Annotated in this window: 20 protein-coding genes and 1 tRNA gene; 12 read left to right on the top strand and 9 right to left on the bottom strand. The window is 68.0% G+C overall.

Annotation, left to right across the window (positions count from 1 at the left end):
• Positions 1-124 precede the first annotated feature (124 nt).
• Positions 125-667, top strand: coding sequence for a M15 family metallopeptidase (locus KXZ72_RS08825; protein WP_226080318.1), 543 nt, complete (start codon positions 125-127; stop codon positions 665-667).
• 59 nt (positions 668-726) lie between these two features.
• Here the strand turns inward: KXZ72_RS08825 and mgrA are convergent, their stop codons facing one another.
• The 3 genes from mgrA to KXZ72_RS08810 are packed head-to-tail and all read right to left on the bottom strand — an operon-like array spanning position 727 to position 4,484.
• Positions 727-1,797 carry an L-glyceraldehyde 3-phosphate reductase gene (gene mgrA, locus KXZ72_RS08820; RefSeq protein WP_226080316.1) on the bottom strand — a complete coding sequence of 357 codons (1,071 nt, stop codon included), beginning with the start codon at positions 1,795-1,797 and terminating at the stop codon, positions 727-729.
• A gap of 15 nt (positions 1,798-1,812) precedes the next feature.
• A complete protein-coding gene (locus KXZ72_RS08815) occupies positions 1,813-3,033 on the bottom strand; it encodes an acyl-CoA dehydrogenase family protein (RefSeq protein ID WP_226080315.1) in 1,221 nt (406 codons plus the stop codon).
• Positions 3,030-4,484, bottom strand: coding sequence for an LLM class flavin-dependent oxidoreductase (locus tag KXZ72_RS08810; protein ID WP_226080313.1), 1,455 nt, complete (start codon positions 4,482-4,484; stop codon positions 3,030-3,032). Before KXZ72_RS08810 ends, KXZ72_RS08815 begins: the two co-directional genes overlap by 4 nt.
• A gap of 306 nt (positions 4,485-4,790) precedes the next feature.
• Here KXZ72_RS08810 and KXZ72_RS08805 point away from each other — a divergent pair, with 306 nt between their 5' ends.
• Complete coding sequence (locus KXZ72_RS08805) at positions 4,791-5,711, top strand: hypothetical protein (RefSeq protein WP_226080310.1); 921 nt, start codon at positions 4,791-4,793, stop codon at positions 5,709-5,711.
• 174 nt (positions 5,712-5,885) lie between these two features.
• A tRNA-Arg gene (locus tag KXZ72_RS08800) sits at positions 5,886-5,958 on the top strand.
• A 73-nt stretch (positions 5,959-6,031) separates the two neighbouring features.
• Here KXZ72_RS08800 and KXZ72_RS08795 read toward each other — a convergent pair.
• The gene (locus KXZ72_RS08795) at positions 6,032-6,586 is read right to left on the bottom strand and encodes an NUDIX domain-containing protein (RefSeq protein WP_226080309.1); all 555 of its coding nucleotides are present in this window, start codon (positions 6,584-6,586) and stop codon (positions 6,032-6,034) included.
• A gap of 152 nt (positions 6,587-6,738) precedes the next feature.
• Between KXZ72_RS08795 and KXZ72_RS08790 the strand changes: the two genes are divergently transcribed.
• Positions 6,739-7,062, top strand: a complete 324-nt coding sequence (locus KXZ72_RS08790) for an SWEET family sugar transporter (RefSeq protein ID WP_226080308.1) — start codon at positions 6,739-6,741, stop codon at positions 7,060-7,062.
• Here the strand turns inward: KXZ72_RS08790 and KXZ72_RS08785 are convergent.
• Both KXZ72_RS08785 and KXZ72_RS08780 read right to left on the bottom strand, forming a co-directional pair.
• Entirely contained in the window at positions 7,059-7,745 is a 687-nt protein-coding gene (locus KXZ72_RS08785; protein ID WP_226080307.1) for a hypothetical protein, read from the bottom strand. The two genes, KXZ72_RS08790 and KXZ72_RS08785, sit on opposite strands and share 4 nt — an antisense overlap.
• 385 nt (positions 7,746-8,130) lie before the next feature.
• Positions 8,131-10,011 carry an AfsR/SARP family transcriptional regulator gene (locus KXZ72_RS08780; protein WP_226080306.1) on the bottom strand — a complete coding sequence of 627 codons (1,881 nt, stop codon included), beginning with the start codon at positions 10,009-10,011 and terminating at the stop codon, positions 8,131-8,133.
• Positions 10,012-10,092: 81 nt separating this feature from the next.
• On the opposite strand from KXZ72_RS08780, the gene KXZ72_RS08775 reads away from it, so the two are divergent.
• Positions 10,093-10,971, top strand: a complete 879-nt coding sequence (locus KXZ72_RS08775; protein WP_226080305.1) for an alpha/beta fold hydrolase — start codon at positions 10,093-10,095, stop codon at positions 10,969-10,971.
• Here the strand turns inward: KXZ72_RS08775 and KXZ72_RS08770 are convergent.
• The gene (locus KXZ72_RS08770; RefSeq protein WP_226080304.1) at positions 10,968-11,555 is read right to left on the bottom strand and encodes a TetR/AcrR family transcriptional regulator; all 588 of its coding nucleotides are present in this window, start codon (positions 11,553-11,555) and stop codon (positions 10,968-10,970) included. The two genes, KXZ72_RS08775 and KXZ72_RS08770, sit on opposite strands and share 4 nt — an antisense overlap.
• A 32-nt stretch (positions 11,556-11,587) precedes the next feature.
• On the opposite strand from KXZ72_RS08770, the gene KXZ72_RS08765 reads away from it, so the two are divergent.
• From KXZ72_RS08765 to KXZ72_RS08755, 3 genes are all read left to right on the top strand, one after another.
• Positions 11,588-12,544, top strand: coding sequence for a DMT family transporter (locus tag KXZ72_RS08765; protein ID WP_226080303.1), 957 nt, complete (start codon positions 11,588-11,590; stop codon positions 12,542-12,544).
• A 149-nt stretch (positions 12,545-12,693) separates the two neighbouring features.
• Positions 12,694-15,684, top strand: a complete 2,991-nt coding sequence (locus KXZ72_RS08760) for an alpha/beta hydrolase (RefSeq protein WP_226080302.1) — start codon at positions 12,694-12,696, stop codon at positions 15,682-15,684.
• A gap of 121 nt (positions 15,685-15,805) precedes the next feature.
• Positions 15,806-17,023, top strand: a complete 1,218-nt coding sequence (locus tag KXZ72_RS08755) for an MFS transporter (protein ID WP_226080300.1) — start codon at positions 15,806-15,808, stop codon at positions 17,021-17,023.
• On the opposite strand, the gene KXZ72_RS08750 is transcribed toward KXZ72_RS08755, so the two are convergent.
• Positions 17,020-17,904: an AraC family transcriptional regulator gene (locus tag KXZ72_RS08750; RefSeq protein ID WP_226080299.1), complete on the bottom strand. Its 885-nt coding sequence runs from the start codon at positions 17,902-17,904 to the stop codon at positions 17,020-17,022. The two genes, KXZ72_RS08755 and KXZ72_RS08750, sit on opposite strands and share 4 nt — an antisense overlap.
• Before the next feature lie 82 nt (positions 17,905-17,986).
• On the opposite strand from KXZ72_RS08750, the gene KXZ72_RS08745 reads away from it, so the two are divergent.
• A complete protein-coding gene (locus KXZ72_RS08745; protein ID WP_226080297.1) occupies positions 17,987-18,634 on the top strand; it encodes a hypothetical protein in 648 nt (215 codons plus the stop codon).
• Here the strand turns inward: KXZ72_RS08745 and KXZ72_RS08740 are convergent.
• Positions 18,631-19,032 (bottom strand): SdpI family protein, encoded by a 402-nt coding sequence (locus tag KXZ72_RS08740; RefSeq protein ID WP_226080295.1) that lies wholly within the window; start codon positions 19,030-19,032, stop codon positions 18,631-18,633. The genes KXZ72_RS08745 and KXZ72_RS08740 overlap by 4 nt on opposite strands.
• A gap of 102 nt (positions 19,033-19,134) precedes the next feature.
• Between KXZ72_RS08740 and KXZ72_RS08735 the strand changes: the two genes are divergently transcribed.
• From KXZ72_RS08735 to KXZ72_RS08725, 3 genes are all read left to right on the top strand, one after another.
• Positions 19,135-19,533 carry a hypothetical protein gene (locus KXZ72_RS08735; RefSeq protein ID WP_226080293.1) on the top strand — a complete coding sequence of 133 codons (399 nt, stop codon included), beginning with the start codon at positions 19,135-19,137 and terminating at the stop codon, positions 19,531-19,533.
• A gap of 221 nt (positions 19,534-19,754) precedes the next feature.
• The gene (locus tag KXZ72_RS08730; RefSeq protein WP_226080291.1) at positions 19,755-20,216 is read left to right on the top strand and encodes an ASCH domain-containing protein; all 462 of its coding nucleotides are present in this window, start codon (positions 19,755-19,757) and stop codon (positions 20,214-20,216) included.
• Between the two features lie 206 nt (positions 20,217-20,422).
• Positions 20,423-21,112: a phage/plasmid primase, P4 family gene (locus KXZ72_RS08725; RefSeq protein WP_264159333.1), complete on the top strand. Its 690-nt coding sequence runs from the start codon at positions 20,423-20,425 to the stop codon at positions 21,110-21,112.
• The last annotated feature ends 397 nt before the right edge of the window (positions 21,113-21,509 follow it).

The following is a 21,509-nucleotide window of genomic DNA, read 5'->3' as shown; positions in this document are numbered from 1 at the left end:
CGGGCGGGGCCTGCCCCCAGTGTAGGCCGCGGCCTGTATTGAAAATGTATCGATTTTCCGGAACATCCTGGCTACACCCGGGCGGGTGTACTGGGGGGAACCCCATTGATCCCCGAGGAGAAACATGTTTTTATCACCCCGCCTGGGCGCACTCGCCCTGCTCGCCGTAGTATCGCTATCCGGGTGTGCGCCGGGGGAGGCCGGCGCGCGGCCGAGCGGGCCGATCGGGGAGGAGGACGGCCTGATCCACGTGGACTCCCCGCTTGATCCGCTCGCCGTGACGGTGCCCGCGATCTCCCGCCTGGAACCCGGGCTACGCGCCGCTGTGCGCGAGGCCGCGGAGGATGCCCGGGCCGCGGGAACCCCGCTGTTTATCACGTCGGGCTGGCGTCACGAACGCTATCAGCGCAGCCTCCTGGAGGAGGCCATCTCCACCTATGGCGGCGAGGAGGAGGCCCGGAAATGGGTTAGCACCCCCGAGTCCTCGCGGCACGTCACGGGCAATGCCGTGGATATCGGCCCCACCGATGCCAATTCCTGGCTCGGCCAGCACGGGGCGCGCTACGGCCTGTGCCAAACCTATGCCAATGAGCGCTGGCATTTTGAGCTGGCCACGACCCCCGGGGGCACCTGCCCCGCGCAGCTCGCCGATGCGAGTGAGGGCTGAAAAATACCGTGGCGGCGGCCCGTGCCGGGGCACGGACCGCCGCCGCGGTGGAGGAGAGCCTAGAGGTCGGAGGATACCGACCACAGGTTCACGCCGGCGTCGCTTCCGGCGGCGGCATCAATCTCGGCCAGCTCGGCCGCGCTGAACTCCAGGTTGCGCAGGGCCTCCAGGTTTTCGTCCAGCTGCGCCACCGAGGACACACCGATCAGGGCGCTGGTGACCCCACCCGGGCGCAGGACCCAGGCGATGGCCATCTGCGCGAGCGTCTGACCGCGGCGCTCGGCGATCGCGTTCAGGGCGCGCAGCCGGGCGAGATTATCCTCGCTCAGCATGGTGTCCCGGAACGACGGGCGCGGCACTGCATGCGAGGCCGTGGGATCCTGCAGATACTTATTGGTGAGCAGGCCCTGCGCGAGCGGGGTAAACGCGATCGAGCCCATGCCCGCGGTATCCAGCGTGGAGAGCAGGCCGTCCTCGACCCAGCGGTTCACGATGGAATAGGACGGCTGGTGAATGACCAGGGGCGTGCCGAGTTCCTTCGCGACCGCAACCGCGCGCTCGGTGCGCTCGGGCGAATACGAGGAGATACCCACATAGAGTGCCTTACCCTGACGCACCGCGGTGTCCAGGGCGTGCACGGTCTCCTCGATCGGGGTATCGGGGTCTACCCGGTGCGAATAGAAGATATCCACGTAGTCGGTGCGCAGGCGCTCCAGCGACTCATCCAGGCTGTTCAGCAGGTATTTGCGGCTGCCAAAATTGCCGTAGGGGCCCGGCCAGTGCGGCCAGCCCGCCTTGGTCGAGACGATCAGCTCGCTGCGGTACGGCTTAAAATCGGTATGCAACATCCGGCCGAAGTTATACTCGGCCGAGCCATTCGGCGGGCCGTAGTTATTGGCCAGATCGAAGTGGGTGATGCCACGATCAAACGCGTGCTGCAGGATCTCGCGCTGGGTATCAAAGGGGCGGTTATCCCCGAAGTTGTACCACAGGCCGAGGGAGATGGGAGGCAGCAGCAGGCCGCTATTGCCCACCCGGCGGTAGCCCAGGTGGGTATAGCGGTCGGCGGCGGCCTGATAGGGGCGGTGCGTTTCATACACCGACGCGTCGAAGCGAACCTCGTTGCTCATTTACGCGGACCTTTCTTAGGTATAAAGCGAAATGGGCTGCAGCTCTCCGTTGAGATAGTGCGCGCCCACCTCAAGCTTCTTATAGTCCACCGGGTCATGCAAGGAGTGGGTGCGGATATTGCGCCAATAAATATCCAAACCCACCCGGGTGAGGGCCGAACTGGAACCGGTCACCTCAAAAATGCGGTTGGCCACGGTCACGGCCACGTCATCGGTGACCACCTTAAGCTGGGCGATCTGGATCGCGATCTCGCCGCGCTCGGCGGCCGTGAGATCGGCGCCGCGCTCGATCGCGCGGTCAAAAAGCACGTTCACGCGGTCGGCGAGTGCCTCGGCGGCGGCGATCCGGGACACAAACTCGCCCACGGTGCGCTGCACAAACGGGTCGTTGCGATAGAGGTCGGCGCTGCTCAGGAACCACGCATTGGCGCGGGCCCGGAGGATCTCAGTGCCGCGCTCCAGCGCGCCCTCGGCGATACCCAGGTAGAGGTTGCCAAAGGCCAGCTGAATCCCGGGGGTCACGAGGCTCGAGAAGGGCTCCTCCGAGTCCAGGCCCAGCAGATCCGCCGGCTCGATCCGCACATCGGTAAAGCGCACCGAGCCGCTTGCTGACAGGCGCTGGCCCAGCGCGTCCCAGTCACCCAGATAGTGCACACCCGCGCGGGTATGTTCGAGGACCGCATAGGCGAAACGTCCGGTATCGGGACCCTCCGAGACGCGCGCATTCACGAGCGTGACATCGCCCACGGAGGCCCCCGTGGAGAACCGCTTCAGGCCGTTTAGGATATAGCCCTCGCCGTGCGGCACGAGGCTCAGGGCGGGGTCCACCGGATTGACCGAATCGCCCCAGACCCAGTTGCCGGCGGCGCTGCGCCGGAACCACTCGGCCTGTCGCTCGCCGGGGAGGTTAAAGACGATGCCCGCCGAGTTCACATAGTGATAGGCGAGTACCTGGGAGACCGAGGCATCGGCGCGGGCGAGGATGCGGATCGCGAGGAAAGCGCTCTCCCAGTGGGCGCCGCCCCCGCCGTATTCGGCGGGGATCAGCAGGTTCACCAGCCCGGAGGAGCGCAATAATTCCAGCTCCACGTGCGGGTCGAGATTGGCGCGATCGCGCTCCACGGCATCCACCGCGAGGGTTGCGGCCACGGTCTCGGCCACGGCCCGCCAGTGGGCCAGCTCGGCGGGATCGGCGGTGCCGTGCCAGGGGGAACGGGAGGTGAGTGTCTCGGTCATGCTGCGGTCCCTTCGCGGGTCGGTGCTGCGGTGGTGGGGGTGGCGGGGATCCCGGCGCTGCCGTCGGCGGCCGAACGGGCCCCGGCATAGGCGCCGCGATATTGTGCCCCGGGATGGGTATCGGCCAGGTGCGGGCCCGCACCGCTCAGGCGCTCGCGCAGGGTGCCCTCGGGATAGTCCTCCCAGACGCGGCCGCGGCGCTGCAGCTCGGGGACCACGAGGTCCACGATGTCCTCGAAGCTGCCCGGGCTCACGGCATAGGCGATGTTAAAGCCGTCCACATCGGCCACCTCCACCCAGCGCTCCAGCTCATCGGCCACGGTGCCGGGGCTGCCCACGATCACCGGGCCGATTCCGCCGATTCCGAGGTATTCGGCGATATCCAGCGGGGTCCACTCGCGCTCCGGATCGGAGATGGTGAACGAGGCCAGGGCGGAACGCGCCGCATCGGTATCCACGTATTTCAGCGGCTCATTGGGATCAAACTGGGACAGGTCCAGCCCGGACCAGCCGCCATAGAGCGCGAGTGCCCCCTCGGAGCTGGCATAGGAGAGATAGTCGGCATATTTTTCCCGCGCGAGCTCATCGGTCTCGGCGGTGATGATGGTGACCAGCACGATGACCTTCACGGCATCGCGCGGGCGGCCCGCGGCCTCGGTGGCATCGCGGATGGCGTCCACGTTTTTGCGGGTGATCTCGGGGCGGTTACCGTTCAGGAACGAGGCCTCCGCGTGCCGGGCCCCAAAGACCTTGCCCTTGCCCGAGGTGCCGGCCTGGAAGATCACCGGGGTGCGCTGCGGGGAGGGCTCGGACAGGTGGATGCCCGGGACCGAATAGTGGGTGCCCTCGTGGCCGATCGGATGCACCAGACTGGGATCGGTGAATACGCCGCTCTCGCGATCGCGCTTGACCGCGCCGTCCTCCCAGGAACCCTCCCAGAGCTTATAGGTGACGTCGATGAACTCCTCGGCGATCTCATAGCGCGTATCGTGGGCGATCTGCTGGCCCAGGCCGAGGTTGGTCGCGGCGCTATTCAGATAGCTGGTGACCACGTTCCAGCCGATGCGGCCGTTGGTGAGGTGATCCAGCGTGCTGAAGGTGCGGGCGAGCGCATAGGGCTGCTCATAGGTGAGCGCCACGGTCACGCCAAAGCCGAGGTGCTCGGTCACGGCGGCCATCGCGGTGATCGGCAGGATCGGGTTGATCAGCGGGACCTGCGCGGCGTCCAGGATGGGCGGGGCGGCGGAATCGCGGTAAACATCGTAGATGCCCACCACATCGGCGAGGAAGAGCGCGTCAAATTTGCCCCGCTCGAGGAGCTTGGCCAGATTGGTCCAATAGCCGAGGGTGTTATATTCATCGGCGCGGTTGTCCGGATGCCGCCACAGGCCGGGGGACTGATGCGTGACACAACCCATGTCAAACGCGTTCAGGATGATGCGAGAAGCCACTATTTCCACCTCGTCAGATTGCCCGGCGACCGAATATTCCGCCGTGTATTTCTCGAAACTAACAGCGCCGCGCGGCGGGCCCAAGGCGGTGCGTAACACACGGGCCCGGGCGGGGGTTTTATGACCGTTCATGACGGAGTATGTCAAAAATCGAGGGGGTGGGGGCGGGACAGGCGGTACCGAAAACGGGGGTCGTGTGCGACCCGGGGGAGCGGCCGCGGGGCGTGCGCCGGCGCGGTATTGCGCGGCAGAACCCGCCCCGAACTCCCCCTGGTCAGCGGCCGCCGGGGGAGGTAACCTTCCACTATGGTCCTGCACCGTTATCGTGTCTTTGCGATCCTCGGCCTGCCCCTCGGTGCCCTCGCGGGCCTGCTCTGTGGCCTGTATTATCGCGCGGCCGGGGGCGGCCTGATCTTTGCCGTGTCCCTCGGCACCCTCGCGGGAATCCTCGCCGTCTCGGGCGCGCTGCTTGCGCTCTGGCTCGGCGACCGGAACCACGCGCGGGCACCCGGGGTGCGGGTGGCGCTCGCCGCGGGGGGTGCGCTGCTCGCGCTCCTGGCGGTGGTCTGCGCCGCGGGCCTCGTGGTGGTGCCGGATGCCAACCCGGGGTATCTGGACCCGGTGGGTTTTATTCTCCGGGTGACAACCATCCCGCTGCTGCTGGCCGCGCTCGTCTCGGGCCTCCTCGCGGCGGCCGTGGAGGCGCACGCGGGAGCCTCCGCCGCGGCCCCCGCGCCGGAGACCCACCCGCGGCCGGGGGTGCGTGGTTTTATGCGCGCCTATCGCTGGCCGATCCTCCTCGCGATCCCCGCGGGCTATGCGCTCGGGGCGCTCGCCGCCCTCCCGATTCTGGGCGGGGGCGCGGATGGGGGAGGGGCGATTAACGCGCTGAGCACCGGATTTGCGGGGGCCCTCTTTGCGGCGGCCGCGCTTGCCGGTGCCCTGTTTATGGGGTTACGGACGGCGCATGCCCCGCCGCCGCGCCGCTCGACCCGGATGTGGCTGGCCGGCGCGGGGGCCGGCGGCGGCGTATTTCTGTTTATCATCGCGGGGCTCCTGGTTTCGGACCCGACCTGGCTCGGGGCAGCCGTGCCCTTTGCCCTGGGGCTCGCGGCGCTCGGCGCGGCCGCGGCGATGGCCCTGGTGGGGGTGACCGAATATGCGCTGGGTCGCCGGGAACACCCGCGCGCCTCCCCGCGACCGGGCGCCCCCGCGGGCAACCCCTAATATTCGTTATTTGTTTTTCGCACGGGGCCCGGGCGGCGGCGCAAAAATCCGCGTAATTCCGGGCGACACGGCGGGGGATTATCTCGATTCGCGCGAGTGGAAATCCTACGCTAAGCTATCTAATGGCCCAAGGGGATAAGAAATTATCTCGCCGGGTCACATAAATGAATATCTGCGCCCGTAGCTCAACGGATAGAGCATCTGACTACGGATCAGAAGGTTGGGGGTTCGAATCCCTCCGGGCGCACATCTCGGAACTTGCCTCGTCTTCGGACGGGGCATTTTTCGTTAACGCCTCCGCCCGGGGTGGCGTACTGGGCTCAGCGCCGAGAATAGATTCCCATTGCCGCGATGGTGGGGGAATCGGTGATCTCTCCCCGCGCCACCAGATCCCAAAACTCGTGCCGGTCCACCCAGAGGATGCCCGAGATTATCTCGGTGGGTTCCGGCTGTGCGGCGGCCTCCGCCTCGATCTCCGCGGCGAAGAGGTGGCACCGGCTGGCGCTGATCCCCGCGGACTCGTGAATGCTGCCGAGGGGTTCCAGGGAGCGGGCGATCAGGCCCGTTTCCTCGCGCAGCTCCCGGAGGGCCTCCTGCTCCGCGCTCGGCCGGGGCCCGGCATCCTGCGTCGAGCCCTGCGGAAACTCATAACCCCACCGGCCCACCGGATAGCGATATTGCCGGACCAGGCACACCCGGTGCCCTGCGAGGGGAATGACGAGGGAGAAATCCGGCTTCTCGAGGATCGCGTAGCCGCCCGTATGGGTGGGCGAGAACTCCACGCTGTCCTCATAGAGGGTCAGCCACGGATTGGAGAATTTCTCCACGCGCGACAGCCGGCGCGGAAGCGGAATCTGAGGAGGGCGGAGGTTCATCCTTCGACACTATGACACGGCGTGATCCCGGGCGGTCCCGGCCCCGATCTGGGGGTGCGGGCCTCGCGGGCCGCCGCGGGGGACCCTCGGTAGCCTGGGCGCACGGGGAGGCGGGGGCGAAACTCGCTCATACGCGGCCGGGAACGAGGGGCATGATGACCGGGCATGATACGGACGAGGGTGGAAACGAGACCGCGGATCCCCGCGCCCGGCGGGCGGGCGAACGCGACGCGTTTGCGATCGTGGGGCGCGTGGCCACGGTCACCGCGATCCTGATGTATGTGTCCTATATTCCGCAGATCATTGGCAACCTGCACGGCGATAAATCCTCGCCCGTGCAGCCGCTCGTGGCCGCGATCAACTGCACACTGTGGGTGGTTTATGGGTTCTTTAAGAAGGAGCGCGACCTGCCCGTGGTGATCGCCAATCTCCCGGGCATCCTGTTTGGGATCTTCGCCGCCCTCACCGCGTTTTAGGCCCCGTCGCCTGTCGCCGCATACGGGGGTTGCCCCGCCCGGGGATCGCCCGCGCGGTGGTCCCCTTCCCGCGACGTTATGGCATCGGAGTGGGTCCAGAGCAGCACCAGTACACCAAGGAACACGGCTACCACATTATTCACGAGGCCACCCCAGAGCAGAGCGTTCTGCGCGGCGAGGGTCAGGGCCCCACTTCCGGCGAGGAAGACCGTCTGAGTGATGAGACCGACGAGGGCCAGGGCCCCCAGCGCCCAGGTGGGGGCCCAGCGCCAGCGCGGCGGGAGCCCGGGGAGGCGAGCAACCTGAACGGCCACGATCAGCGCGGTTATCAGGGTGATAAAGTCCAGGGCTTGCAGGAGCAGAACCCCGCTCTCCCGCAGCGGTGTCAGCAGCCCGGGATCCCCACCGGCGGGACCAAAGATCAGGCTCGGCAAGACGGCTCGGGCGAGGATGAGGCCCGCAAGCAGGAGCAACGCGGTGGTACCCAGGGGTCGACCACGAAAAATATTTCGGGATACGCCGCCGCCGAGAGCGAGGAGAAGTAGCGCCGCCGCGATCAGGAGGGTGCGCGCGAGGGGGAGGTCAAACGGTGCGGGGAGGGGAGACCCCGCCAGAAGGGCGGAGAGGATCAGGAGCGAACCGCCCCAGTAGTGGAATCTGAGCCCCACCGGTGTCTCGGACATCGCTACCCCCTCGTCGCGTATCCCTGTCACGCTATCTCGCATCGGGGCTCGGGGCAAGGGTCGCTGGGAGCGGCGCCCTGGCCGGACAGCGTTATCGTCTTGCGGCCTTGAGGCGCCTCCGCGATCGGGGCCGTGATAATTGCGATCCCACCCGTGGACCGGATGGTTCGGGCCGGTGCCGCTATCTGCGGGGCATTCAGCGTCTCGACGGGCTCCACAAGATGAGGGGTTTTAGCCGAGACGACCCCGCCGGCTAGGCCCCCGCGAGGAGGAGCGCGACGCTGTCCCTGGCTGTCCGGAGCGGAGATGGCGCAAACCGCGAATTCGGGGGTGAGTGCAAGGGGTGCGTGAGTGCGGCTGCGGGAAGCGGCGGCCGCATATGAGCTCAGGCCCGTGAGGGGGCGGATGCCGCCGCGAGTGCGGCCAATACCGGGGCGATTGGGCCCGCATCCACGACCCCGCTACCGGCCGCGCGCTCGGTGGCCGCGGGCAGCAGGGCGGCCCGCGCACGGTCGCGGGAAGGGGCGTGATCGCTCAGCAGGGAGGCCTGGGCGACCAGGACCCAGGCGGCCTCGCGGAGCAGATCGGCGGGCGGATCGGGCAGGATATTCAGGGCCCCGCGTGCCTCCTCCAGGGCTCCCGCATGGGCGAGGACGAGCGGCCGTGCCCAGGGTTCCAGGGGCCCAAAATCCGCATCCCCCGGAGAATCCGTACCGTCCTGGCTCACGAGGTGTCTCAGCTCGGGCAGGCCCACCGAGAACCCGGGCATCTCGGGGGAGTGGGCGGGCTCATCCCCGGTCCCAAGAACCCCGTAGCGAAACCAGGCCGTGAGGACCGTGGCGAGGGGGCGCTCGTGCAGCAGCGCCAGCATCTCCACCGACTCCGCCTCGGATATCGCCTCCGGGTATCGGCTCAGTGCGCTCAGCGCCTGCATTCGGCTGAGCCTGCCGTAGATCTCAAATGTGGGGAGCTCCGCCGCGACGGCCAGCGCGGTCAGCTCGGCCGCGAGGGCCTCGCGCTCGGCGGCCAGCCCGCAGCGCCCAAACTCCTGCATGACCCGCGCCGCCAAGGCAAAACAGATCAGCGCGGGATCGCCCAGGCCACGCGCGAGCCGCTCGGACTCGTGCGCCTCCGCAGACCGGGAGGCCGTACCACGGGATTCCATCGCGATTACGGCGAGTAGCCGGGCGCGCACCCGAGCCGAGGCATCCGGGGGGAGCCGGGCGAGTGTGCGCAGGGCGGCGGTCACAATTTGGTCCGAGCGTTCGGGGTCGTCCGATCGTGTCCAGGCACCCGGCACATCATAATCACCGATGATCCTAGCCGTGAGCTGCGGATCGTTAAACTCCTCGGCCGCCGCGATGATATGAATGCGCCGGGCCTCGGCAAAGCGCAGCCCACCCGAAACTGCAAGCCGGGGCAGGAGGCTACTCGCCGATTCCAGCCGCGTTCGGGCCCCCGTATGAGAGTGTGCGGCGGCGGCATCCGCGAGCAGCGTGCCGCTCGTGGCGAGGTCGAGCGCCGGATCCGAGCGGAGGATCGAGAGCTCCAGGTCGGCGAGGGCACGTCCCGGATCGAGCCCGAGGCTATCGGCCAGATAGGCGCGGGCGCGGCGCAGGGTTTCCAGCGCCTCCGCGCGCCGGAGGCCACGATGCAGTGCGAGGGCGAGCAGCCGCCAGCCCTCCTCTCGCCAGGGATAGGAGGCTACGTGTTCCTCCAGTTCCGGCACCGCCCGTGCGTTCTCCCCGCGTTGGAGCCATCCGTATGCCAGCTCCTCCATTGCGCCTGCCCGTACCTCGGCGAGGTGAGCGCGCTCGGCCCGGGCCCAGGGCCGCTCCCGAAACTCCTCAAAGGCTCCCCCGCGCCAGAGGGACAGGGCCTCGGCACGTAGCCCCTCGGCGGCAAGCGGTTCCGCCTCACGGGCTGCGGCAAGTAGCGATTCCGCATGCCAGAGATCCACATCCGCGGGGCTCAGCCGGAGGGCATAGCCCATAGCCGAGGACACTAAAATTTGCGGGGGTGTGCGTGCGGGCCGCCCCGGTTCCAACGCGCGCCGCAGCTCGCCGATGAAGGTCTGGACGGCACCGACCGATCCGGTCTCGGGTTCGTCCCAGAGATCCTCGCGCAGGCGTGACATCGAGACCGGGCGTCCGCGTGCGGCGGCCAGGAGCCCGAGGATCTCGCGATGCCGCGGCCGACCCGGCACGGAGGAACCGTGCGGCCCAAATTCAATCGGCCCGAGGACCCGAATCAGCGGCGTCTGCATGGGCCCAGTCTAGTTGCGCTGAGCGGACGCTGATTGGGGTGCGGCACCGTAGGACTCATCATAATTTTGAGGAGAAAACCCATGACCCTAACTCTTTCCCAGGCCGAATACCATCGCATCACCGTGGCCGAGGGGGTGGCCCTCAACGTGGCCGTTGCCGGCTCCGGACCCGCGGTAGTGCTGCTGCATGGTTTCCCCGAAACCCACGTGATGTGGCGGCATGTGGTCGCCAATCTCGCCGCCGATCACACGGTGATCGTGCCGGATCTACGCGGATATGGTGCGAGCGATAAACCCGCAGAGAAGGATGAGGATACCTATTCCAAGCGCGTCATGGCCGCCGATATTATCGAGGCGGCTCGCGTGCTTGGCCACGAGAAATTTGCGTTGGCCGGCCACGACCGTGGCGCGCTCGTGGCGATCCGTGCGGCGCTGGATCACCCCGAGGTCGTGACCCACCTGCTCTCTCTGGATGTGCTCCCGACCCTGGACATGTGGGATATTCTGCGGGGGGTGGACGCCCGCGTGGCCTGGCATCTCTACCTGATGGCCCAGCCCGCCGGAATTGCCGAGCCCATGATCGAGGCCACGGCGGATACGTTTTTTGCGTCCTTTATCGACGGTTGGGTATCCACCCCCGAGGCCATTCCGGAGGAGTATCGCGCAGAGTATCTGCGGGCCTCGCGCGGCGCGGTGACCTCAATCGTGGCGGATTATCGGGCATCCGCGGGTGTCGACCTGCGGCACGACCGGGAGGACCGAGACGCGGGCCGCACGCTGGCTATGCCGGTCATGGTGATCCAGCAGGACTGGGGTGTGCAGCTTGGTTTTGACGCGCGAGCCCTGTGGGGTGCCTGGGCCAAGGACCTGGATCATCGCACGCTCGCCGCCGGCCACTTTATGGCGGAGGAGGACCCGGCGGCGATCATCGCGGCGATCCGCGAGCTGCTCGGGCGCTAGCCTCGGGAGATCAGGCGCTGCGCGCTCTCGCGGGCCACGCCGAAGGGATCCGCGAAGGTGCCCATTCCCGTGGTCACGAGGGCGCCCTCATAGAGCAGCATCAGGGCATCGGCGAGGGGTCCCGGATCGGCGAGGCCGGCGGAGCGGCATTCGCGTTCAAAAATATCGCGCAGCCATTTCTTTTGACGGATGGCCTCGTGGGCGATGGGATCGGCGGGGGACTCCACCTCGGCGCGGGCGTTGATTGCGCTGCATCCGCGCGCCCCGTGAAGATCGGCCCAGGCGCGGGAAATATCAAAGAGGGCACCCACGCGCCCGGGTCCCGCAGGCAGCGCCTCCAGCTCGGATTCGAGATATTCGCGCCAGCGGGAATCCCGGCCGCGCAGATAGGCCACCACGAGGGCCTCCTTGGAACCAAAACGATCGTAGAGCGTTTTTTTGGTGACCCCCGCGGCCTGGGCGATGCTATCCACGCCGACCGCGTGAATGCCCTCGCGATAAAACAGATCCGAGGCCGCGTCGAGCACGCGCTGCGCCCCCGGCGTATAGCGCGGCTCGGGCTCGGGGAGGTGATCGCTGGTCATGCGTCGAGTATACAGCTCTGTATACTCGACGCATGACTATACAGATCGGTATACCTCGGGTGGTGGTCCTTATCGCGGCCGCGGCGGCCTTCGTCCTGAGCTGGAGCTCCGGCTTTATCATCGCGAAATACGGCACCGATGCGGCCCCCGCCACGACCGTGCTGTTTTGGCGCTTCCTCTGTGTGGCCGCGATCCTGGCCGTCGCGGCGCTCGCGCGCACCCCGCGCCGCGGCCGGCCACGCCCGCCAACCTGGCGCGACGCAAGGCCACACCTGCTTATCGGGTTATTAAGCCAGGTGGGTTACGTCCTGCCCATCTACCTGGCGGTGGCCGCTGGGGTATCGGCGGGCACGGTGGCGCTCATCGACGCCGTGCAACCGCTCCTGATTGCCACCCTGATCGGGCCGCTCCTCGGGCTGCGGCTGCGCTCCGCGCAGTGGGTCGGCCTGCTCCTCGGCGCGCTCGGAGTGACGCTGATCGTGGGAGCCGATGCCGCCGCCACCGCCGCGTTCTCCCCGGCCTATCTGCTGCCCCTGATCTCGCTCGCGAGCCTCGTGGCGGGCACCTTTGTGGAGAGGCGCACGCCCGTGCGGCTCGCGGTGGGCACCACCCTCGCCGTGCACTCGGGCGTGGCCCTTATCGTTTTTGCCCTGCTCGCGGCGGCCACCGGAACCCTCGCGCCCCCGGCCTCGGCGCAGTTCTGGCTGGCCACCGTGCTCACAGCCGTATTTCCCACGCTGATGGCCTATGGGCTGTACTGGTATCTGCTGCGCCGGATCGGCATCACGCCGCTCAACGTGCTGCTCTATCTGGTGGCCCCGACCACGGCCCTCGCCGGCACGATGCTCTTTGGCGATCCGTTTACGCCCGCGACCCTCGCGGGCCTGATCCTGGGGGCGCTCGCTGTTCTCCTGGTGCTCCTTCCCCCGCGTCGCACGGTATTCTCCTCCGGGCATATTCGCCGGGAGCGCCGGCTACCCCCGTCGTAACAAGCATGTGAACATCGTGTTTCCCGGGGCTTTTTGGGCATCCCGCGCTGATAGCTTTCCCTCAATCACGCAGACAGCACGCGCTCGGAGGGGTGGGCCCCGGCGCGCTCGTGAGAATCCATCCCCAAGATCACATCACAAGGAGTTCCGTGCACCCGTATCAACGCACCCCCAGACGACTGGGCATAGCCGCCGCGCTCTGCCTCCTCGCCGTTCCCCTCACCGCGGTGGTTCCCGCCGCCGCGACCCCGCAGAATCCCGTGACCCGCAGTGGCGATAACTGGAGTATCGAGGCCGCCGCGGGCGGCTATGTGGTGACGCTCGACCTGGAGAGCCCGCTGCCGATGCGTGCCGCCTCCCCGAGCCTGCTCGCCGATGGGATCGACCTCGGCCCCGCAATCGAATCCGCGGATGGGCTCAGCCTGAGCCTGGTCACGGGCGATCCCGACGTACTGAAAACCGATTCAATCGAGCTGGGCTGGGACGGCGCCCCCGATGCGGTGGCCGCGGCCCCCTCCCGCGCGCGCTCCCTCGCCCCGGACACCCCCGAGACCGCGGCCCTGGGCCGCATAATCGACGCCGATCCGAGCGCCCCCGGGGCCTTCAGCGTGGCCCGCGCCGATTATGACCTCGGCGATGAGGCCATCGCCCTGGCCGGGATCGGCGGGATCCGTGGCGAGCTCACCGGCGCGGTCTACTATCCGCGGGAAAAAACCGATGCAAGCCCCGTGGTGCTTCTCCTGCACGGGCGACACACGTCCTGCGCGGGCAGCGGGGCCAACCCCAACCGCTGGCCCTGCGGCCCGACCCAGACCAATATCCCGAGCTATCGGGGCTATGACGATACCGCCAATGCGCTCGCGAGCAACGGCTATGCCGTGGTGTCTATCGCCGCCAACGCGATCAACTCCAACGATAACCAGCTCGCGGCCGACCGCGGTGCCCTCGCCCGCGGCCAGCTTGTGCTGGACAGCCTGGACCTACTGGCCCGCGCCAATGCCGGAACCCAGCCCGGGCTGGACCCCGCGCTGATCGGCCGCCTGGATCTCGGACATGTGGGCCTGATGGGCCACTCCCGCGGCGGCGACGGCGTGGTGCGGGCGGCACTGCTGAACGCCACGCGCGCCGAGCCCTATAACATCGAGGCTGTGCTCCCGCTGGCCCCCACCGATTTTGGCCGGATGACCCTCCCGGATGTGCCCACCGCGGTGATCCTGCCCTATTGTGACGGCGATGTCTCCAACCTGCAGGGCCAGCACTTCATCGATGACTCGCGCTACGCATTTGGCGATTCCGTGCTGCGCTCCTCGGTACTGATCATGGGCACCAACCATAACTACTTCAATACCATCTGGACCCCCAGCATCTACCCCACATCCTCCTCCGATGACTGGGCCGCCCAGGACCGGCCCCAGGCCAATCCCGACTGTGGCTCCGCGCAGGCACCCGCCCGCCTGAGCGATACCGAGCAGCGCGCCGCGGGCACGGCCTATATGAGTGCCTTCTTCCGGCTCACGATGGGCGGGGACACCCGGTTCCTGCCGCTCTTTGACGGCTCCTCCGCCACCGTGGCCTCCGCGGGCCGCGCCGATGTGCGGGTGACCGCGCATCAGCCCGCCGAAAACCGCACCGATATTGCCCGTTTGACCACCCCGGGAGGGGTGACCACCGCGGGGGCCGCGCGGGCCCAGACCTGCGCAAGCCTGAGCGAGCGACCCGTGGCCGGAACGCTGCCCTATTGTGCCAGTGCCCTCGGATCCGCCCAGGTGCCCCACTGGACCCCCGCCACCTATGCACCCTCGGTCGCGGCCAGCCCGATGCTGCGCTTCACCTGGAGTGCCGCGAACGGGGAACTGCGCATTCCGGTGCCCGCCGCGGCCCGCGATGCGTCCTCCCGGCAGAACCTGAGCCTCGCGATCGCCCCCGATGAGAGCGTGGTGGGCGGCACCGACCTGCGCGTGAGTGTGCTCGACGGAGCGGGAAAAACCCAGTCGCTCCTGGTGTCCTCGCTCGGCAATGCGCTCCAGGTATTGCCGGGAACGGCCGCGCCGCTGCGCAAGGTCCTGCTGCAAAACGTGCTGATTCCGGTGGCCGAACTGAGCGAGGTGAATATCGCCGATCTGCGCGAGATTCGGCTCGGGGCCACCACCCCCGCGGGCGGCGTTTATGTCTCCGATGTGGCGCTCACCACACCCGGCGTGGGCACCGCGAAGACCTCGGCCCGCCCGTCGGTGAGCGTGGCCGATACCATCGTGGAAGAGGGCAACGGCCCGGCCACGGCCGGAGTGGCCGTGCTCCTCTCGCGGGCCTCGACCGTTCCCGTGGTGGCCGAGCTCAGCGGGCTCGGCGCGACCGGGGGCCGAATGGGGCTCTCGCTGGATACCGTGACCTTCGCCCCGGGCGAGACCTGTAAGGCCATCTCGGTGCCGCTCTACGGCGATAGCGCGCCGGGAACCGCGGCCTCCGTGTCCTATCCGGTTGTGGCCAGCGTGCTGCAAAACGCCACGATGGGTCAGCCCTATGGCGCGCTCACCGTGCGCGAGGATGACGGCGTGATCGTGGCCGGTACCGCACGCGATTCCCTCCCGCCCGTGGGCGTGCAGGGTGATGCCTGTGCCGAGGCCACGGCCGCCCCGGGAACCCTCGCGGTCAGTGCCGCGGATCCGCGCCCGGGCCAGAGCCTGAACCTGAGCGGCAGCGGATTCCGGGTGGGGGAGGCAGTGACGCTGAGCCTGCACTCCGACCCGGTGGAACTGGGCACGCTGATCTCCGCCGACGGGGGCTTCGCCGCCCCCGTGACCATCCCCGCCGATACCGCGTTTGGGGCGCATGAGTTGCGCGCCGTGGGTTATGGTTCGGGCTTTGCCGCATCCGCGGCGATCGGCGTGGTGGACCCGGATGCCGTGATCGATCCGGGCACGGACCCCGGCACCGATCCCGGAACGGATCCGGGTACCGATCCCGGCGCAACCCCGGGAACCACCCCGACCGGGGCCGCCACCGCGGGAACCGCGGCCCCCGCGGGCCTGTCCACCACCGGTGGGGATCTGCTCGCCCCGCTTGCCGCGGCACTCGTGCTGCTTGCACTCGGCGCGGGCGCCCTGATCCTGCGCCGCCGCCCCGCGGCCGAAGAGGGCTAACCACCGGGCCCGCCCCGGGACGATATTTCCGTCGTCCCGGGGCCGGGCCTCCCGGACGATCGGTTCCCCGCGGCGGACGATCCATCGGATGCACACACCGCCACGCGGCCAGACTCGAAGAATGACCACTCCCGTTTTATCCCCCGCCGAGCCCCGCACCGCGTGGGCCGGCATCGCCGTCCTCATGGCCACCAGCTTCATCCTGGTGACCGCCGAGTTCCTGCCGCCGAGCCTGCTGCCCACGATGGCGGCCTCGCTCGGCATCACCGAGGGGCAGGCCGGGCAGGCAGTGACCGCCACCGCGATCATCGGATTCCTGACCGCCCCCACGATCGGCATCATCTTCCCGCGCCTGGACCGGCGCACCCTGCTTGCGGGGCTGGCGCTGGCCGCGGCGGTATCCAATATCCTGGTGGCCCTCGCACCCAACCTGATCCTGCTGCTGATTGCCCGGCTCCTGCTCGGCGCGGCCATCGGCGGATTCTGGGCGATGTCGATCGCGGTGACCGCGCGCCTCGCCCGGCCGCGGCACCTCGGCCGCGCCCTGATGCTGGTTAATACCGGCACCACCGTGGCCACCGTGGCCGGGGTGCCGCTGGGCATTTTCCTCGGCTCGATCTTTGACTGGCGCGTGGTCTTTGCCGCGGCCGCCGCGCTCTCGCTGATCGTGGCGGTGCTGCTGCGCTCGGTCCTGCCGCCCGTGGCCCCCGCCGCGAGCACCGGTTTCCGGGCCCTCGGCGAGACGCTGCGCGTCCCCGGAATGCCGCTGGGGCTACTTGGTCACGTCCTGGTGGTGCTGGGACATTTTGCCGCGTTCACCTATATTCGGCTCGCGCTGGAACGCGTGCCCGGGATCGACGCGGGCGGAATCGCGGCGCTGCTCGCGGCCTTCGGGCTGGGCGGAGTATTTGGTAACTTCATCGTGGGGTTGCTGGTGGATCGCCACCTCGCACTGATGCGTTTCCTCGTGCCGGCCCTGATCGGCGGCGGCATCGCGGCACTCACCATTTTCCCCGGCCAGCTCTGGATCGTGGTGATCGCGGTGGCCCTCTGGGGCATCGGCTTTGGCGCATGGCTGCTGGTGGTCTCCACCTGGATGGGCCGCCTCGCTCCCGAACGGATGGAGGCCGGCGGGGGCCTGCTGGTGGCCGGATTCCAGCTGGCCATCACGATCGGTGCGGGCATCGGGGGCCTGCTGGTGGACGGCGTGGGCATCGCCGTGACCCTCGTGGCCGCCGCGATCTCCACCCTGCTCGGCGGCGCGCTCTTTGGGGCCGCGCGCCATACGCACCCGGCCTCGGCCTCCCCCGCGGCGGAGGCGGTGCCGGTGCGGACCTAGGCTGCGCGGTGACCCTCGCGCCAGAGCGCGGGGGTCTGCCCGGTATGGCGGCGGAATGCGCGGCTGAAACCGGCCTCGGACTCATAACCGAGACGGCGCGCGGTATCGGCAATGCTCAGGCCCTCGCGCAGCAGCAGCCCCATGCTCTCCTCCATTCGCACCCCGGTGAGATAGGACGCGGGGGTCTTCCCCACCAGCCCGTGGAAGCGTTCGGCGAAGGAGGAGCGCGACATTGCGGCCACCCGCGCCAGCTCCTGCACGGTCCAGGGATGACCCGGATCGGCGTGCAGCGCATCCAGGGCGCGGGCAATATAGGGGTCGCTCACGCGGTGCAGCCAGCGCTCGGGTGCGCAGCCCAGCTCGGCCCAGAGCCGCACGGATGCCGAAATAATCGTGGTGGCAATCAGGCTACACACCACGATATCGCCGTCGCGGCGCGGGGCCGTGGTGACGCGGCCCGGTGCCGCGGCGGTGGCCGGGCCGCAGGCCATCGACTCGATCAGCCGGGCGAGATTGGGTTCCCGCTCGCGGAAACCGGTCACGCGCAATGCATCGGGAAAAATGGTGAGCGCGTTGCGGGTGGTGGCGGCCGGGACCACGGTCGCGTCGAGGAGGGAACCGGCCTCCCGGGCGCGGATCTCGCGGCGGGCCCCGCGCGGATAAAACAGCAGATCGCCCGCGGCCAGCTCGGTCCAGTGCTCGCCGATCCGGATCGCGGCGCTGCCCGCGATCAGATAGCTAAAGCCCGCATCGGGCGAGGGCACCATCCGCTCGCCCGCGGCCAGCTCAAGATGGGTGGACTCGCGCAGGGTCCAATCGAGCGCGGCGAGTGCCCGGTCGAGGGCCCCAAATACGGGCGCGGGTTCGAGGAGCGGTGACATTCCCGATATAACCGCGGGAACCGGGTGCTGTATTCCCCGCGGCATTAGGCTGGGTCTCGGATCAGCAATCGAGGAGGAACCGATGAGCTTTCTGGGTGATACCGTGCCTTGGGGCAGCCCCACCGTGGCCGATATTCCGCTGCCGCCCTTCGCCGATGAGGCCGAGCATCGCCGCTATCTGCGCGCGCTGCAACTGCATATAGCGCTGCTGGATGACGCGGGCCCCGCCCTGCCCACGATTGCGCTCGGGGCCCTCCTGGAGCCTGCCCGCTCGGCCCCCAAATCCGCGTGGCGTTGGCCCAGTGCCGCGGCGCTGAGCGCGAGCCTGAGCACCTGGTTTCCCGCGCCGTGGACCCCGGAAGCCCTCGCCGAGACGCTGGAGCGCGTGAATAACGATGCTCCCGGGAATACCGGTGTGGCCTGGCGCTGGGGCGGTGACCCCGATTTTTCCGCGCGGCCGAAGGACGGCGGCGGGTGGGAGATCACCCGGCACGAGCGCGGGGCCCTGGAATACGAATCGCTGCGCGATGACCGCGACCTCGTGCTGTTCTGGATGGGGTACTACCGGGCGCGCTTTGTGTTTCCCCTGGGCTGGCGCTATGAGGACGAGGACGTCCGCGCGATGGCCCCCGCCACCCGCGCGGTGCTCGCCGCGGACGCGCGCGATGCGGAGTACGCGTATCGTTCGTCCTGGCGCTCGAAGCGCGCGGGTTTCCTCGCGGGGGACTAACCCTCCGCGGCGGTCACCGCCCGGGCCGCGCGATTGGCCGCGCCGCCCGCCGCGAGTGCCCAGGCCACAACCCAGACCGAGGTGGCAATAATCAGCGTCGCAATTGCCGAATTGGTGACCATTTCGGAGCCCCCGAGCAGCGGCAAAAAACCCGCCAGAACCCCGAGTGCGGCTCCGATCAGCGCGCCGAGACCGCAGACGCGCAAGCGCGCCCCGCCCGCGCGATGCCCGGCCTCCCAGGCCGCATCCGAGGCCAGGGTCGCGCGCGAGCGAATACCCACCGAACCGTTGCGGGCCAGGGTGCCGCGCTCGCTCGAGCGGGCAATGCCCAGCGCGACGAAGGCCACGATCAGCAGCATCGCCGCCGAACCCATACCGATCAGGATGCTCGCCGTCATGGCCCCAGTCTAGCCGACGCGAATCGCTAGACTCGGGGGCATGGATACCCCGCCCATCGCCACCCGCCGGCCCGTATTTCCGCGCAGCGGGACGGTGTGGGCATGAGCGCGCGGCGGAAATCTGCCCCCGTGGGGCGCACCCTGGTGCGGACCGACGCGGAGAATGTGACCGTGATCCCGCGCGGCCTGGACCGCCTCTGGTGCTTCCGGCGCAGCGTGATCATCCCCCTCGCCCGGATCGACGCGGTGGGGATCGAGGCCGCCCCGCACCGGGTCGCGACCGGCTGGCGCGGCCCCGGACTGGACTTCCTCGGCAAGCTCTGCGGCACGTTCCATCCGGACGGCGAGCGACACTTCTGGAACTACTCCGGCTCGGGCGAGGCGCTGCGCATCGACGTGGCCCCCGGGCAGCATTTTCGGCGACTCTATCTCTCGGTTGCCGATGCCGAGGACTCCCGGCGCGCGCTCGCCGCGGCGCTATCCGCGCGCGCGGAGGGCTAACGAGTGCGCGGGATCGGCCGCGCGATCATCGGCGCGCGACGGGCGGGGCAGGTCACCCGCGGCGGGCCGGGCCCGGGCCGCAGTGCCGGTCACGCCGGTGCGCCCGGGGGCGCCGAGGCCGCAGACGCACTGATTTTCATGCGGGCAATCTGGCCCAGGACAATGCCAAACCCGAGATTATGTCATCCGAGCCCACGCGGCGGCGCTGATAGCCTGAGCCCATGACCCCTCGGAATTTCTGGCGGAACTGCCGCGATATCCTGCCCGGTCTGCCCGCGGAGGCCCCCGAATCCTGGGCCTTTGGCGCCACCCCGGAGCATGCCGATGGCCTGCTGGCCCTCGTGCTCGCCGGCACCAAAACCGCCACCGCATCCGCGCTCTGGGACTACGAGTTTTCGGGGGAACGGCTGCCCGAGCCGGGGCTGCTGAATATCATTCTTGACGGATCCGGGCGGCCGCGTGCCCTGGTGGAAACCGTGATGGTTGAGGTGATCGCCTTCGACCGGGTGGGCGCGGATCATGCCCGGGCCGAGGGGGAGGGCGACCGGAGCCTCGCGTATTGGCGCGAGGCGCATCAAAAATTTTGGCGGGAGCACTCGGAGAACCCGCGGGGATTTGAACCCGATATGCCGGTGGTATGCGAGCGTTTCCGGCTGCTGCATGTCGCGGCCGACCCGCGCTAGCGACTCCCGGCAAAATCCTCGGCCCCGCCCGAACCCCGCCACGTATCCGTGAGGGTTCAGAGCAGGAACTCGTATCTATACGTATCCCCGGAGCGTGCCACGAGGGTGAGCCCGGCCCCGGTCAGCACGCGCTGCGAGGCCAGATCTATATATCCGGCGCCCGGTCAGAACTCTGGGATGAAATCCTCTCTGCCTTCCCACCGAATGTGCTGCGCTATCTCCAGATCATCGTTGGCCAAGCGCTCACCGGCTACCAGCCGAGCGATGCGTCGATCTTCTTCTTCAGCGGCGGCGGGTCAAATGGTAAGAGCACTTTTCTCGATGTGATCAGCGCGATCATGGGTGACTATGCGGACACCCCTGATTCCAGCGTTCTGTCCTCTGGTGGAGCGGATAGCTTCAGCCGAAGTGTATTCAAGGGGCTGCGTATGGCGCTCCTTGAGGAGACCGCTGAAGGCCAGTGGCTCGATGACAAGATAGTGAAGAAGCTCGCAGGTACAGACAAGATGCGCGGATCGAAGAAGTTCCAGGACGAGGAGACATTCAAGGTAGTCACCACGATCTTCATCACTACCAATGACCTACCTCAGGTGAGTGCAAATCACGATGGAACCTGGCGAAGGCTCGAACTCTTCCCTATGCCCTACAAGTATGTTCCCGCTCATCAGTACGACCCTAAGACCTCACCTGAACATCACCGTCCTCGCAATCCGAAGCTCACACGAGCTAATGAAAACCTTGAGATTCTGGAGGCTGCACTGGCCTGGGCTGTCGAAGGGGCGAAGCTTTGGTTCGAGAACAGCAAACAGGAGCTGCCTGTGCCAATGGAGATGGAACTGGAGCAGGCTGAATGGAGAATGCGGCAGGACAAGATCGGCTACTGGTGGAGCGAATAGATCGTCACCGATCCCAATAGCTTCGTGCTGATCCCGGATCTCTACGAGACCTTTAAGTAGTCCGCGAAGGATTCTGGCCCTGAAGCTGGATCGAAGCAAAAGTTTCTAGCAGCGCTCACGGGCCACTCGCTCTTCGAGAATAGCAATGCTGAGTATGTCAAGCAGCAGCGCGCGCCCCGCGAGTTTATCCACTCTTCCTACATCCCTGAAAAGCGTGGGCGGGGTTCCTACGAAGATGATCGTGAGCCGCTCTCTGTGGTAGGTGCCCGTTACTTCGTCCGGGGCATCCGCTTTGTCTCAGAACAAGATCTCCCTACGGCGCTAGAGGCCGCCTAAACAGACACCAAACCCGCTTAGGCGGGAGGAAGCAGGAACTGATGAGAAATGGAAATCAAAA

Source organism: Mycetocola spongiae (assembly GCF_020424085.1).
In the GTDB taxonomy this organism is placed as follows: Bacteria; Actinomycetota; Actinomycetes; order Actinomycetales; family Microbacteriaceae; genus Mycetocola; species Mycetocola spongiae.
This window is presented reverse-complemented; position numbering and strand designations above follow the sequence as displayed.